Origin of the sequence: Mesorhizobium cantuariense, assembly GCF_042647205.1 — a bacterium.
Lineage (GTDB): Bacteria > Pseudomonadota > Alphaproteobacteria > Rhizobiales > Rhizobiaceae > Mesorhizobium > Mesorhizobium cantuariense.
The window spans coordinates 7,036,927-7,051,731 of record NZ_JBHRVD010000001.1; the positions used below are offsets into that span (position 1 = coordinate 7,036,927).

The 14,805-nt window shown below is 60.2% G+C and carries 13 protein-coding genes and 1 tRNA gene; 9 read left to right on the plus strand and 5 right to left on the minus strand.

The features are described from left to right. The first annotated feature begins 150 nt into the window (after positions 1 to 150). Entirely contained in the window at positions 151 to 2,331 is a 2,181-nt protein-coding gene (locus tag ACFOJ9_RS34395) for a DUF4435 domain-containing protein (protein ID WP_378985949.1), read from the plus strand. Here ACFOJ9_RS34395 and ACFOJ9_RS34400 read toward each other — a convergent pair. From ACFOJ9_RS34400 to ACFOJ9_RS34415, 4 genes are all read right to left on the minus strand, one after another. Then, positions 2,317 to 2,643: a hypothetical protein gene (locus ACFOJ9_RS34400; RefSeq protein WP_378979101.1), complete on the minus strand. Its 327-nt coding sequence runs from the start codon at positions 2,641 to 2,643 to the stop codon at positions 2,317 to 2,319. The two genes, ACFOJ9_RS34395 and ACFOJ9_RS34400, sit on opposite strands and share 15 nt — an antisense overlap. Continuing rightward, complete coding sequence (locus ACFOJ9_RS34405; protein ID WP_378979100.1) at positions 2,640 to 3,746, minus strand: IS5 family transposase; 1,107 nt, start codon at positions 3,744 to 3,746, stop codon at positions 2,640 to 2,642. The genes ACFOJ9_RS34400 and ACFOJ9_RS34405 overlap by 4 nt, the downstream gene beginning before the upstream one ends. Positions 3,747 to 4,029: 283 nt before the next feature. Then, positions 4,030 to 4,106, minus strand: a tRNA-Arg gene (locus tag ACFOJ9_RS34410). 285 nt (positions 4,107 to 4,391) lie between these two features. Next, positions 4,392 to 5,882 carry an ATP-binding protein gene (locus ACFOJ9_RS34415; RefSeq protein WP_057142655.1) on the minus strand — a complete coding sequence of 497 codons (1,491 nt, stop codon included), beginning with the start codon at positions 5,880 to 5,882 and terminating at the stop codon, positions 4,392 to 4,394. A 273-nt stretch (positions 5,883 to 6,155) separates the two neighbouring features. Between ACFOJ9_RS34415 and rpmH the strand changes: the two genes are divergently transcribed. From rpmH to ACFOJ9_RS34445, 6 genes are all read left to right on the plus strand, one after another. Continuing rightward, complete coding sequence (gene rpmH, locus ACFOJ9_RS34420) at positions 6,156 to 6,290, plus strand: 50S ribosomal protein L34 (RefSeq protein WP_008833937.1); 135 nt, start codon at positions 6,156 to 6,158, stop codon at positions 6,288 to 6,290. 16 nt (positions 6,291 to 6,306) lie between these two features. Then, positions 6,307 to 6,660, plus strand: a complete 354-nt coding sequence (rnpA, locus tag ACFOJ9_RS34425) for a ribonuclease P protein component (RefSeq protein ID WP_378985951.1) — start codon at positions 6,307 to 6,309, stop codon at positions 6,658 to 6,660. Positions 6,661 to 6,674: 14 nt separating this feature from the next. Next, positions 6,675 to 8,489, plus strand: a complete 1,815-nt coding sequence (yidC, locus tag ACFOJ9_RS34430; RefSeq protein ID WP_378985953.1) for a membrane protein insertase YidC — start codon at positions 6,675 to 6,677, stop codon at positions 8,487 to 8,489. 472 nt (positions 8,490 to 8,961) lie between these two features. Beyond that, positions 8,962 to 9,600, plus strand: coding sequence for a CatB-related O-acetyltransferase (locus ACFOJ9_RS34435; RefSeq protein WP_378985955.1), 639 nt, complete (start codon positions 8,962 to 8,964; stop codon positions 9,598 to 9,600). Then, a complete protein-coding gene (gene yihA, locus ACFOJ9_RS34440; protein WP_024502094.1) occupies positions 9,597 to 10,256 on the plus strand; it encodes a ribosome biogenesis GTP-binding protein YihA/YsxC in 660 nt (219 codons plus the stop codon). Before ACFOJ9_RS34435 ends, yihA begins: the two co-directional genes overlap by 4 nt. Positions 10,257 to 10,328: 72 nt before the next feature. Next, a protein-coding gene (locus tag ACFOJ9_RS34445; protein ID WP_378979099.1) for an IS5 family transposase occupies positions 10,329 to 11,080 on the plus strand; the annotation gives its coding sequence in 2 pieces (ribosomal slippage) (positions 10,329 to 10,659 and positions 10,659 to 11,080; 753 coding nt in all). Between the two features lie 23 nt (positions 11,081 to 11,103). On the opposite strand, the gene ACFOJ9_RS34450 is transcribed toward ACFOJ9_RS34445, so the two are convergent. Continuing rightward, the gene (locus ACFOJ9_RS34450; protein ID WP_378985958.1) at positions 11,104 to 11,838 is read right to left on the minus strand and encodes a TetR/AcrR family transcriptional regulator; all 735 of its coding nucleotides are present in this window, start codon (positions 11,836 to 11,838) and stop codon (positions 11,104 to 11,106) included. A gap of 132 nt (positions 11,839 to 11,970) precedes the next feature. On the opposite strand from ACFOJ9_RS34450, the gene ACFOJ9_RS34455 reads away from it, so the two are divergent. Continuing rightward, positions 11,971 to 13,161, plus strand: a complete 1,191-nt coding sequence (locus tag ACFOJ9_RS34455) for an HlyD family secretion protein (protein WP_378985960.1) — start codon at positions 11,971 to 11,973, stop codon at positions 13,159 to 13,161. Positions 13,162 to 13,183: 22 nt separating this feature from the next. After that, positions 13,184 to 14,779: a DHA2 family efflux MFS transporter permease subunit gene (locus tag ACFOJ9_RS34460; protein WP_378985962.1), complete on the plus strand. Its 1,596-nt coding sequence runs from the start codon at positions 13,184 to 13,186 to the stop codon at positions 14,777 to 14,779. Positions 14,780 to 14,805 lie beyond the last annotated feature (26 nt).

Here is a 14,805-nt window from a genome sequence, read left to right on the forward strand (position 1 = left end):
GGGGCGTGATGCTCGGGAAATGCCACAGCCCTGGGGATGCACGTGCGCGCGTGGCAGGTTTTTTTCAAATAGGAAGTTGAAAATCTATGGCAAGAAAGCTCTCGAATAGATAAGTTTGGCGGTTACTTTAAGCATTTGGAAAAGAATCTCATGTTCCACATTACTGTGCCAACTTCAGGCGACGAATATAAGATAGTCACTAAACCAGGCGAGACACTCGTATTTCTCGGTCCAAATGGATCGGGAAAGAGCCGCCTTGGCGTAATGATCGAAAGCGCTCGGGAGAACGCACACAGGATAGGCGCTCATCGGGCGCTATCTTTGAACACAAAAATTCAACCCCCAAATTATGAAGTAGCGATCAAGCGGTTAAACTGGGGGCACGAGGAAGGTGTCGCATATCGTCCGGGACAAAGATGGCACTCGAATCCGGCCGTTGCTCTTCTCTCAGATTTCGATCATGTCATCGCCGCACTGTATGCCGATGAGAACGAAGTCTCAGTTCAACATCGTCGCGCGCATCTGAAAGATTTGGGGGTGTCACCGCCTCCTACAAAGCTTGATCGCCTAAAGGCGATTTGGGACAATCTTCTTCCTCACCGTGAGCTCACGATCCTGGCGGGTAACATAAAGGTCCGATCAGCCGGTTCCACCAGCAGCGACTACGATGCAGGGGAGCTTAGCGATGGCGAACGGGCAATCTTTTACATGCTTGGGCAGGCATTGCTCGCACGCCCGAACACACTGGTTCTGATCGACGAGCCAGAACTTCATCTAAATCGATCAATCTTAGCGAAGCTCTGGGACGCAATCGAAGCCGCGCGTTCAGACTGCGTGTTCGTCTATTTCACGCATGATGTTGAATTCGCTTCGACTCGAATCGTAGCACGCAAGTTCGCTATCAACTCATATGAAAATGATGGTACGCGTGGGCAATGGGAGTTGGAGGAAATTCCCACTGGCACCGGTATTTCAGACGAAATAATCACGCGCATCGTGGGAAGTCGATTGCCGGTCTTGTTTACGGAGGGTGACGCAGGAAGCCTCGATGTTTCAATCTATCGATCAACGTACAAAGATTTCACGGTTATCCCGATCGGCAACTGCGAAAGCGTTATCCACGCGGTAGCGAGTATGGAGCACCAGAAGGCATTTCACAGACTTGGTTGCGCTGGATTAATTGACGCGGATGGACGCGATGACCAGTTGATCGCGCATCTCAAAGCGAGAAATGTTTACGCTTTGGAAGTCGCGGAAGTTGAGAACATTCTTCTGTTGCCGCTGCCGTTCAAAAAGCTTGCCAAGCTTGCACACTTTGACGATTCCGCATCGGAAAAGCGTTTCGACGAATTGAAGCAGAAAGTACTTAAGCTTGCGGCCGGCGATGCCGAAAAATATGCCCTGGCCGCAACAAAGCGGAAGATTGATCAACGCTTAAAACGCATCGGCTTGAAATCGAAGGATACGGCAGCGCTTGTAAGCGAATATGCGGCGGCAACAGCCGACATAGATCCAGCCAAAATCTATACAGACCTGCTGGCGGAATTCCAGGGACATATCGCAAGGAGCGAATATGAAAAGATCATCGCTCTCTACGACAATAAAGGACTACTCGACGTTGCCGCACATACACTCGGCAAAAAGGGACGTGCAGAACTTCAGGATTTCGCTTTACGCACTATGAGCATCGCGGAGGGTCGCGCATTGGTTGAGGTCGTTTCCAAGCATCTTCCGGTCATTGAGCCGAAGCGTTCCATAGGCATTCTGGCGTACGGATCGCTTATCAATGATCCTGGCGAAGAACTCGAAAATGTAATCGTGCGGCGAATGTCAACCGGTATCGCGACGCCATTTCCCGTTGAGTTTGCACGCTCTAGCAGTTCTCGCAAGGGCGGGCCTACCCTGGTTCCCGTTGAAGATGGCGAGCGTGTCAAAGCGGTGATTTTGGTATTGCATGACCACGTCACGACGGCCCAAGCAAAGGACATGCTCTGGCGACGCGAAACGCGCAAGAAAGCCGGGGGCTACAGTGAACCGACCACACCGAATGCAAATACCGTGTTAGTTAAGGAGATTGAGCAATTTCACGGAGTGGGAAGCGTTCTTTATACGTCGATCGAAGCCAATATCGGCAATATGACACCAGAAAATTTGGCTGACCTAGCTATCAAAAGCGCTGAGGCTGTTGCCAAAGGCGGATTGGAAGCGAGGCTCGATGGAATCTCATATCTGAAAAATGCGATGAGCGCCGGTATCAAAACCCGTATGTCTGAAGCCTATGCGGCGTCAATCGTCCAGAAGACGGGTTGCGCAGACTTAGCAGGCTGTTGAAGAAGTCCATCTGCGAGCGATGAAGTCTGCTTCATCGCCGTTGTGAAAGCAGATTTGGCCTACGATGGAGCCGTCCGGTTGGATTTCAGCCCAACCGTCTCCCTGAGCCTCGTCCATTTCGTCATTGCCTTGCCAGGAGAAGGCGACATGGTTGCCGTCGCCTCCGCCGAATATCTCTCCGGTGACGCAGCCGAAGGCGAATTCGCCGGAACCGTTGGCTTCAAAGAGAATGTGAGCGGGCTCGGCCATGTCGGGATAGTCCTCGACATAGTCGGGCATCTCAACGATCCGCCAGCGTCCCACGAGGCTCATGCTGGCGCCGCCAGCAGCTTGGGCAGGCGGATCAGGTTGTAGGCCGCCAGGCCCAAGGTGAAAGCCGCGCCCACACGGGCGCATCCTCGCAGCTTGACCTTGGCCATGCCGGCGGATGACTTGATCCAGCCGAACACCTCTTCGATCCGCTTGCGGCAGCGCTGGCTGGCTTCATAGCCCAGATGGCGCTTCGTGCGGCCATCGATTGCCGTTACGCGGGGCTTGCCCGTCTTGCTGAGATGGCCATCGACGGCAATATGCGGCGTAACCTTGCGCTCGCGCAGGTCCTTGATGAACTGACGCACGTCGTAGGCTTTGTCGGCGCCCAGCGTGATGCGCCGTCGCGATTGCCTGCGGTCCAACATGGCGAGCGTGGCCTCCCGCTCGGCCGTGCCCGTAGCCTGGGTGATGCCGCCGTCGACCGCCAGCCCATGGCGGTTCTCCATCAGCGCATGTCCCATATAGCAGAGCTTCGCCGGCCGGCCGTCGCCCTTCTTGTAGAGCCGCGCCTGCGGATCGCTCGTGCTCTGGTGCGTGTCGTTAGAGCGCTTCTCCTTATGAAAGCCGCGCTCGGCGTTGCGGCCAGCACCGTCCGGATCATTGTCGCCGCCATCCTTGCGCCGGAAGCTCTTGATCGAAGCCCAGGCGTCGATCAGCGTCCCATCCACCGAGAAGTGGTCCGAGGACAAAAGCCGCTTCACCTTCGGCTGTGCAAGAACCGCGCGCAGGAACTTCGCCGCGATCTCGCCTTCGAGCAGACGCTCCCTGTTCTTGGTGAAGCTCGAATGGTCCCAGGCCGGATCATCAATGCCAAGACCTACAAACCAGCGGAACAGAAGATCGAACTCCATCCGCTCCATCAACTGGCGCTCAGAGCGGATGCCGTAGAAGGCCTGTAACAGCATCGCACGCAGTAATCGCTCCGGCGCTATCGACGGGCGGCCGAGCCCAGGCGGATAAATCACCGCGAAATCGCCGTCCATCTCCGCTAGCGCCGCGTTGACGATTTCCCGGATCGTGCGAAGCGGATGATCACCCCGAACGCGCTCCTCAAGATCGACATACGAAAACAGCGACCCTGTCCGCTCGTCCAATCCGCGCATCCACGAATCCCCAATCGATCAAGGATCAGTGAATCACGCTCCCAACAACTGCGCTAGCACTTCTTCAACAGCCTGTTAGAGGCGGCCTTGACGAAACTCACTACTCCCGACCAAGAAAAGAAGTCGTCATAAGCGCTAGCGAAAGCTTCAGTCGCTCCATTCGCGTGCAGCGCGCTGCTGGGCTCCAAGGGCGGCGTATCCTCGGTTGCTCCGCTGGTTCCGCCTGTCCGCGCAGTCGGACTGCAGCGGCCGCAATCAACGAACCATAATCCATGGACGGTATTGGCGCGCCCGAAGAGATTCGAACTCCTGACCCCCAGATTCGTAGTCTGGTGCTCTATCCAGCTGAGCTACGGGCGCGCAACAGGCCATGCTTTCCATGACCCCGCGATCCGATCGTGAACGACCGGCCGCGACGAGACGTGTTCCCTAGCGACTGAATTTCCGAAAAGCAAGCCGATCCGGTAAAAGTTTTGTCACAACTGCTTTCGCGAGTGCAGATTGAGGTGTGTTGAGATTCAGCTTAGGCCGAGTCGAAAACGATGGGGTCCGAGAACCGGAGCGGAGCGTACTTTTGGTACGTGAGCACCGGAAGCGCAGGAAACCGCCGTTTGCAGGCCGGCCTCGGCTGAATATCAATACACCTCATGCCGGGCGGCGCAGGCCGTTGCGGGCTTGGTCGAGCCGGACCGGCTGGTCGGGAATGGTGACGGCGAATGTGGTGCGCCCGCCAATGCTCTCGACCAGTTCGACCGTGCCGCCATGCGCGCGGATCAGTTCGTGCGCGATCGCCAGGCCAAGGCCGGTGCCGCCGCTGCGCGCCGAACCGCGAAAGGCCGCGAACAGATTTTCCCGCGCCTTGGGCGGCAGGCCGGGGCCGGTGTCGCTGACGGCAATGCGGCTGACGCTGCCCAGGCGCACGGCCGATACCGCCAGGCGGCGCACCAGGGCGCTTTCGCTGTCTGCCGCCATCGCCTGCACCGAGTTGCGGCACAGATTGGTCAGCACGCGGAACAGCTGATCGGAATCTGCGTCGACCTCGAAGGCCGGCTCGACGGAATTGACGAACTCGATGCCTTGCTCGATGTCGAGCAGGCCGTGCACGTCCTCGACCAGCTGGCGCAGCCGGAGCCGGCGGCGCGCCGGGGGCGGCTCCTGCGTGCGGCCATAGGCGAGCACGCCTTCGGAATAGGACACGGCACGGTCGAGTGCGCGCAGCAGTTTCGGCGCGAAGGCCTGCACGGTCGGGTCCTTGACCTGGCGCAGGCGGTCCGACATCAGCTGCGCCGAGGCCAGGATGTTGCGCATGTCATGGTTGATCTTGGAGACCGCAAGGCCGAGATCGGCAAGGTGCTTCTGCTCGGAGAGCATCTTTTGCAGCCGCTCCTGCATCTGCGACAGCTCGCGCTCGGCAACGCCGATCTCATCGGCGCGGGCGGCCGGATGGATGATGCGTCCGGGATCGTCGGGCGCTTCGGAGAAGGACAGCATTGAGCGCGTCATCGTCCGGATCGGCCCGATCATGATCAGGTCGATGGCGGCATAGACCAGCATGGCGGTGAACAGCGAGATCAGCAGCGAGACGAAGGCGACGTTGCGCGAATATCGCAGCATCGCATTGCGCAGACTGTTGTCCGGCATGATCAACTCGAACTCCTTGTCCGAGTCGCCGACCGGGCCGAAAACGCGCAGCATCCGGTCGCCGCCGAAAAACAGCGTGTCGAGCGCGCCGGTCATGCCCTTGATCATGCCGATGCTGGCGATATCGATGTGTTCGTCGACCTTCGGCGGCATTTCGGCCACCACCAGCAGCCGCGAGACGCCGCCGTCGCGCACCGCGATCGCCTTGGCGCCGATCGCCATCAGCACGTCGTTCTGGGCCGTGCGCGACAGCGAGGTGGATTCACCCTGCACCAGCACGATCGACACCGCCGCCGCCGTGCTCAGCCGCTCCTTCAGCCAGTTCAGCCGGTAGCTGGCGATCCAGGGCAGGAAGATCAGCACTTCGGCCAGCAGCACGAAGACGATGGTGAGCAGCAGCAGCTTGGTAGACAGACCGCGCGACAGCGGCACCGTGCGCACGATGGCTGGCGCCGCCGTGCCGATCCCTTCCTGCGCTTGTATGGTTTCGCTCATGCGGCTCTTCACGATCACTTGATCAACGCAGATTAGGCGATTGCGGCTTTTTTGCCAATTTCATCCTTGGTCGGAAACATAAACCGACTTGGACGACGCCGGCTTCGGTCCGACGACTCCGGATTGACTTCCAAAAGCCTTCTTTCTATAAGCCCGCACACGCTCGGGCCATTCGTCCCGGCGCGGTTTCGATCGCGCCAAAGCCGGCCCGGCAAAGCTCCTGTTACACAGTGACAGAATCAAGAAGGGCCGCACCCCGCGGTATTAAAACAAATGAAGCGTACCTACCAACCGTCTAAACTCGTCCGCAAACGTCGGCACGGCTTTCGTGCCCGCATGGCCACCAAGGGTGGTCGCGGCGTCGTCGCAGCTCGCCGCAACCGCGGTCGCAAGCGGCTCAGCGCCTGAACGGAAGACGAGATCGTTGCCCGCATCCGGCAAGCCAGTGGGACCAAATCCCAAGCGGCTTCTGAAGCGCGCGGAATTCCTGGCCGTCCGTCGTGGTGAAAAGCGACGCGGGCGGCTTTTTCTCGTTGAAGCTCTCGACCGCGGCGACGGCCTGTCGCCGCGCGTCGGCTACACCGTCACCAAGAAGGTCGGCAATGCGGTTGTCCGCAACCGTGTCCGGCGGCGGCTGCGAGAAGCCGTCCGTACGCATGCGGCAAGTGACATGGCGCCTGGCAATGACTATGTCATCGTCGGGCGTGAAGACGTGCTTACCATTCCGTTCGGCCAGTTGAAGGCCGAACTCTCCCGCCGATTGCGCGGAACACGATAGGCCAAGGGCTTTCGATGGAAAACAACCGGAACTTCTTCATCACCATCGCGCTGTCGGTGCTGATCCTGGCGGTATGGCAATATTTTTACGTGTTGCCGCGCAGCGAGGCGCAGCGCGAGGCGGCCCGCGTCGAACAGCAGCGCGTCGAAGAGCAGAAGAAGGCCGTCCAGGGCACCAATCCCGGCACCGACACCGGAACGCCCGCCGCACCTGGCGCCATTCCCAACGCACCCGGCACCGATGCCGTGACGCCGGCCGGCCGCGAACAGGCACTCGCCACCACGACCCGCGCCAAGATCGATACGCCGAGCCTGGAGGGTTCGATCAACCTGACCGGCGCCCGTCTCGACGACCTCAAGCTCAAGCACTACACCGAGACGGTCGACAAGAATTCGCCCGAGATCAGCCTGCTCAACCCGGCGGCACTGCCCAATGGCTATTATGCCGAAATCGGCTTTGTCGGCAACGACAAGACCGGCGCGGTGCCCGGTCCGGAGACTGTGTGGACCGTCGACGGCAATGCGACGCTGACGCCGACGACACCGGTCACGCTGACCTATTCGAACGACAAGGGCCTGACCTTCAAGCGCACCTTCTCCGTCGACACCAACTACATGTTCACGGTGTCCGACACGGTGCAAAATTCCGGCACGGCTGCCGTTTCGCTGTCCAATTACGGCCGCGTCACCCGGTTCGACAAGCCGCTCGTCGCCAGCACCTATGTGCTGCATGAAGGTCTTATCGGCTTCACCGGCACCGAAGGCCTGCAGGAACACAAATACGCGTCCATCGAGACGGACAAGCAGTTCACGCCGGGCAAGTCGACCGACGGCTGGTTGGGAATCACCGACAAATATTGGGCGGTGACGCTGGTGCCGACCGAAAAGCAGCCGTTCCAGCCGCGCTACGCTTTTTTCGAGGACGGCCGCCATCGCTACCAGTCCGACTTCCTGACCGACCCGATCACCGTCGATGCCGGTCAGTCGGCGACGGTGGAGAGCGAAATCTTCGCCGGCGCCAAGGAGGTCGGCAAGATCAACGCCTATGCGGAAGACCGAAACATCAAGCGCTTCGACCTGCTGATTGACTGGGGCTGGTTCCACTTCATCACCAAACCGATGTTCTGGCTGATCGACACGCTCTACAAATTCTTCGGCAATTTCGGCCTGGCGATCCTCGCCACCACCGTCATCGTCAAGGCTATCTTCTACCCGCTCGCCAACAAGTCCTACGCATCGATGGCGAACATGAAGAAGGTGCAGCCCAAGATGCTCGAGATCCGCGAGAAATACGCGGACGACAAGATGAAGCAGCAGCAGGCGATGATGGAGCTGTACAAGACCGAGAAGATCAATCCGCTTGCGGGCTGCTGGCCGGTGGCACTGCAGATCCCGGTCTTCTTCTCGCTCTACAAGGTGCTCTACATCACCATCGAGATGCGGCACGCGCCGTTCTTCGGCTGGATCCAGGATCTGGCGGCACCCGATCCGACATCGCTGTTCAATCTGTTCGGTCTTATCCCGGTCACCCTGCCGCACATGCTGATGATCGGTGTCTGGCCGCTGATCATGGGCGTCACAATGTTCCTGCAGATGCGCATGAACCCGACGCCGCCGGATCCGACCCAGGCGGCGATCTTCACCTGGATGCCTGTCATCTTCACCTTCATGATGGCGGGTTTCCCGGCCGGCCTGGTCATCTACTGGGCCTGGAACAACACGCTGTCGATCCTCCAGCAGGGCATGATCATGAAGCGCCAGGGCGCCAAGATCGAGCTGTGGGACAATCTGGTCGCGCTGTTCCGAAAGAAACCGTCGCCGGCGGAATAGCAGGCACCGAGCTTTCTCCAGCATTCAAAGCCCCGCCTCGCGCGGGGCTTTTTCGTTGGCGGGATTCGATGCATTTCCGCTGGTCGGTGAAACTTTGGCTCGCCGCGCCGCGTAACTGCATGCGCTTCGGCACGGCTTGCGCTGGCCATGGATTTTGCGTCGTTGTGGACCACCGAGTTCTCCGACGGCGGCAAGATACGCTTGCCAAGACGGCTTCCGGCGCAAAGGCGCCGGTGTTTGGGAGGCCGTAGCGGCAGACCGGGGTCCTGTTGGCCTCCACGGGGCCCCGGTTCTTTTGCTCATAGTCGATGGTGCCGCGGCGGCAAATGAGCATAGCCGCCAAGGAAAGCTCGCTCGTCAGCCGATTGGTGCTATAGGGCGGATCACGCTATTTTGAACAGGCGCATGCGGGTTTCGGATGAGCCTGGCGGCCATTTCTTTGACGGACCCCAATTCTTTAACGGACATCGACATGGACGGACCCAACCCCAACATCAAGCACCCGATCCCGATGCATACCCGCGTCGGCTTCCTCAAGGGACTGGTGAGCGCGCCGAACATCGAGATCGGCGACTTCACCTATTATGACGATCCCGATGGGCCGGACAAATTCGCCGAAAAATGCGTCCTGCATCATTATCCGTTCATAGGCGACAAACTGATCATCGGCCGGTTCTGCGCCATCGCCGAGGGCGCGCGCTTCATCATGAACGGCGCCAACCACGCAATGTCAGGCTTTTCGACCTATCCGTTCAATATTTTCGGCCATGGCTGGGAAAAGGGTTTCGACCCGGCGACATGGTCGAAGGAGGTTCGCGGCGACACAATCGTCGGCAACGACGTCTGGATCGGCATGGAGGCGGTGATCATGCCTGGCGTGACGATCGGCCATGGCGCCATCGTCGGTGCGAAATCAGTGGTGACGCACGACGTGCCGTCCTATGCGATCGTCGCCGGCAACGCGGCCAAGGTGGTAAGGATGCGTTTCGACGACCGAACGGTCAGGCGGCTGCTGGCGGTGGCGTGGTGGGACTGGCCGGTGGACAAGGTCAGCCGCAACCTCGATGCTATCCGGGGCGCCAATATCTCTCTTCTGGAGGCAGCAGCTTGAACGCTCTGAACAGCAGCATAATCGGCACCGAACTGTTTACGCGGGGATGGATCTTCATCCGCGGTGTGCCGGCAATGAAGTTCCTGCCGCCGGAAGGACCGCCGGAAATCGCCTTTGCCGGCCGCTCGAATGTCGGCAAGTCGTCGCTGATCAATGCGCTGGTCAACCAGAAGGGACTGGCGCGCACTTCCAACACGCCGGGGCGCACGCAGGAGCTCAACTATTTCGTGCCGGACGGATTTTCGGGCGAGGGTGCCGACCTGCCGCCCTTGGCGCTGGTCGACATGCCTGGCTACGGCTACGCCACCGCGCCGAAGGAGAAGGTCGACGAGTGGACCAAACTGGTCTTCGACTATCTCAAGGGCCGCGTCACGCTGAAGCGTGTCTATGTGCTGATCGACGCCCGCCACGGCATCAAGGCCAAGGACGACGAAGTGCTGTCGCTGCTCGACAAGGCGGCGGTGTCCTACCAGATCGTGCTGACCAAGACCGACAAGATCAAGACCGCCGGCGTGCCGCGGCTGATCGAGGAGACGCTGGCAAAGATCAAGAAGCGGCCGGCGGCGTTTCCGTTCGTTCTGGCGACGTCTTCGGAAAAAGCCGAGGGCCTCCAGGAATTGCAGGCTGCCATAGTGCTCGCCGCCAATGGCGGCTAAGCATCTCAAAACACCTAAGGCTTGTTGAGATTCAGGATTCCCCCTGAGCTTGGATTGTGATTCAAGCTTTGGATGGAACGATTTGTGCTGACGGACGCCCAATGGGCGAAGATGGAACCGCATTGCCTGGGCAAACCAACCGATCCCGGACGAAGTGGGGGTGACAATCGCCGCTTCATCGAAGCCTTGCTTTGGATCGTGCGGACAGGAAGTCCGTGGCGCGACCTTCCAGCCTTCTTCGGGAGCTGGAACACCGTTTTCAAACGCTACCGCGATTGGGTCAAAGCCGATGTTTTCATTCGGCTTTTCGAGGCTTGTTCGGACCAGCCGGACATGGAGTACGCCATGGTTGATGCTACCATCGTCAAGGTCCACCGCCATGGACAGGGCGCAAAAGGGGGACTCAAAGCCAGGCCATAGGCCGCTCCAAGGGCGGCATGACCACCAAAATTCTGGCGCTCACTGATGCGCTTGGCAATCTTGTGCGCTTTGTTCTTTTGCCCGGCCAGCGGTTCGATACGGTGGGCGTCGCACCGCTCATCGATGGCGTCTGTTTTGGTGGCTTGATTGCCGACAAAGCGTTCGACAGCAACAGCATCATTGCCGACCTGAATGAGCGCGGCGCCAGGATCGTTATCTCACAGCACTCACGTCGTACTTTTCCCCTGCCACTCGACAAGGAACTCTACAAATGGCGCCACCTGATCGAGAACTTCTTCTGCAAACTCAAGGAATTCAAGCGTATCGCCATGCGAGCCGATAAAACCGATCAGAGCTTCGCTGCCTTCATCAATCTCGCAGCCGCCGTCATAAACTCACGCTGAATCTCAACAAGCCTTAGGCTGGTCTAGGGCTTGGCCTCGATAGCAATCGTCTGATGGCCTTCTTCCGCCGCAAGCCTTTCGGTGCCGTAAGCCTTGAGGAACATGCTGACGCCTGACCTGACGATGTGGTCGATCTCGTCCTGGGTCGGAGCTTTGGTGCGGTAGGCGAAGATGCACTGGCGGAACAGACCGGCCAGGCACAGTTCGGTGAACTGATAGGCGGCCAGATCGACATCGTCGATCCGCAGCAGGTCGCGCTCGATGGCGGCATTGAGAAAGGCCGCGACCTTGTCGTGACCGCGCTTGGGACCGCGTTCGTAAAAACGCGCGCCCATGTCGGGTATCCGGTCGGATGCGCCGATCACCGTGCGCTGCGCCTGGATGACCTTGGCCGACGTGATCTTGAGGGCAAGCACCTTGCCGAACTTCACCAGCGTCTCGCGCAGGTCGTCGGCGTTGTCCAGCACGTCATACATGTTCTTGAAGATGGTGCCGCGCTCTTCCTCGATCAGCGCTTCGAACAGCTCTTCCTTATTGGCGAAATAGACATAGATCGTGCCCTTGGAGACACCGGCCTCGCGGGTGATGTCGTTCATCGAGGCGGCTTCGAAGCCCTTGTCGATGAAGACACGACGGGCGCCGTCGATGATCTGGCTGCGCTTGACCGGATCCTGCCCCGCCGCCGGGCGGCCACGGCGCAGGCTGTCCAGCAGGTCGCCACACGGGTCGGTTTCGACGTTGGGCGGAGTCTCGGCCATGAAGGTCACACCTCGAAAATAATTCGAACCAAACGGTTCGATTGCCCTTGATATGGTCCTCTTTACGCGCTATGTCAACGGCCGGATCGAACCGAACGGTTCAGTATTATATCATAACTTTAGAGAGATGTCATGTCCTCGAACGCGCCGACCACTGCCGAAGTCCGTCCCTTCCCTACCGCCAAGGTTGCGCCGGCGACGGAAGCACCGGAGATGCCTGTCCAGCCGGTCGTCTCGTCGCCGCCGGTAGAGGTTCCGGCCAAGAAGAAGCGTTCGGTGCGCTCCTTTCTGCTGCCGATCATCGGCATTGCCTTGCTGAGCGCCGGCGCCTGGTACGGTTACGATTACTGGACCACGGGCCGCTTCATGATCTCGACGGACGATGCCTATGTCCAGGCCGACATGGCGTTCATCTCGCCCAAGATTTCCGGCTATGTCGATCAGGTCAAGGTGAGCGAGAACCAGCTGGTCAAGGCTGGCGATCCGCTGCTCGTCGTCGATGACGGCGACTACAAGATCGCTGTCGCCCAGGCCGAGGCGCAGATCACCACCTTGAGCAAGACGCTCGACCGTATCGACGCCCAGACGCAAGCGGCGCGCGCCTCGCTGCAGCAGGCACAGGCGCAGAAGGTCGCCGACCAGGCCGCGGCCGACAATGCGGCCAAGGTCGCGGCGCGCGCCTCGCAACTGCTCAAGACGCATGTCGGCACGCAGGCGCAGCTGGACGACGCCCAGACGGCGGTCCAGCAGGCCGATGCCGCCCTTGTCGGCGCCGACGCGCAGATCGCCGCGGCGCAGGCCAATATCGGCGTGCTGCAGGCGCAGCGCGCCGAATCTGCAAGCACGCTGGCGTCCTTGCAACTCAGCCATGACAAGGCCTTGCGGGATCTTTCCTTCACCGTGCTCAAGGCGCCTTATGACGGCGTCGTCGGCAACCGTTCCGTGGAGCAGGGCGATCTCGTCAGCCCCGGCCAGAAGCTCGCCGTCATCGTGCCGATGGACAAGCTCTACATCGTCGCCAACTTCAAGGAGACGCAGCTCGCCCGGCTGGTGCCTGGCGAGAAGGTCAAGATTTCGGTCGATGCAACCGACGGTCAGGACTTCGAGGGAATCGTCTCGTCGCTGGCACCGGCTTCGGGCGCCGTGTTCTCGCTGCTGCCGCCAGAAAACGCCACCGGCAACTTCACCAAGGTCGTGCAGCGCGTTCCGGTCCGCATCGACGTGCCGGCCGACGTGTTGAAGAGTGGCAGGCTGCGTGCCGGCCTGAGCGTCATCGTCGCCGTCGACAGCCGCACCGCCCCATCAGCGGCGGCGTCGAACTGAGCGGCGGCCGGGGAGCAATGCCATGGCAACCGCAACCCTGACAGCAGGAGCGCCGCCGGTGAGGCCGGCCGTGCCCGACACCATTTCGACGCGACGCGTCATCGCCTTCCTGGCGATGGTGTTCGGCATGTTCATGGCCATCCTCGACATCCAGATCGTCTCCGCCTCACTGTCGGAAATCCAGGCCGGCCTGAGCGCCAGCTCCGACGAGATCCCGTGGGTGCAGACCGCCTATCTGATCGCCGAGGTGGTGATGATCCCACTGTCGGGTTTCCTCAGCCGGATGCTGTCGACCCGCGTGCTGTTCACGATCTCGGCGGCGGGCTTCACCGCAGCCAGCGCGCTGGCGGCGACCGCCACCAACATCGACCAGATGATCGTCTACCGCGCCGTCCAGGGCTTCATCGGCGGCGGCATGATCCCGAGCGTCTTCGCTGCCGCCTTCACCATCTTCCCGCCCTCGCGCCGCGCCGTCGTCTCGCCGATGATCGGTCTGGTGGCGACGCTGGCGCCGACCATCGGCCCGACCGTCGGCGGCTATATCAGCCATGCCATGTCCTGGCATTGGCTGTTCCTGGTCAATGTCGTGCCCGGCATCCTGGTGACGACGGCGGCCTGGACGTTGATCGATTTCGACAAGCCCAACCTCAAGCTGTTCAGCAAGTTCGACTGGTGGGGTCTCGCCGGCATGGCGGCTCTCCTGGGCTGCATGGAATATGTGCTCGAGGAAGGTCCCAACAATGACTGGCTGCAGGACCAGGGCGTGTTCATCTGCGCCATCGTCATGACCATTGGCGGGGTGCTGTTCTTCTGGCGTGCGTTCACCGCCGAGGAGCCGATCGTCGACCTGAAGGCGTTCACCAACATCAACTTCGCCTTCGGCTCGCTGTTTTCCTTCGTCATCGGCATCGGCCTCTACGGGCTGACCTATCTCTACCCTGTGTATCTCGGGCGCATCCGCGGCTACGATTCGATGATGATCGGCGAGGCGCTGTTCGTCAGCGGCCTGGCCATGTTCTTCACAGCGCCGATCTCGGGCATCCTGTCGAACAAGATGGATCCGCGGCTGATGATGATGGTCGGCTTCTTCGGCTTCGCCACCGGCACCTGGTGGATGACGCATCTGACCGCCGATTGGGATTTCTACGAACTGCTCATCCCGCAGATCCTGCGCGGCTGTTCGATGATGCTGTGCATGGTGCCGATCAACAACATCGCGCTCGGCACCTTGCCGCCCGAGCGGCTGAAGAATGCGTCGGGCTTGTTCAATCTCACCCGTAACCTTGGCGGTGCGGTTGGCCTTGCCCTGATCAACACCGTGCTGATCGACCGCAATGCCTTCCACTACGCAAGGCTCTCCGAGCATGTGCAATGGGGCAGTGAAGCCGCGCAGACCAAGCTGCAGAACATGACGCTCAATTTCGAGCAGACCCCCGGCCTGGACGCGACAAGTGCCGCGATCTCCAAGCTGTCGGGCATGGTGCAGCAGCAGGCGGCATTGCTGTCTTTCATGGATGTGTTCTTCATGCTGACGGTGCTGTTTGCGACGCTTGGCCTGTTCACCATGCTGATCCGCAAGCCGGCTGCGGCCGGTGGCGGTGGTGGCGGCGGCCACTGATACCAAACGTGGGCAGCGGTTTCGGG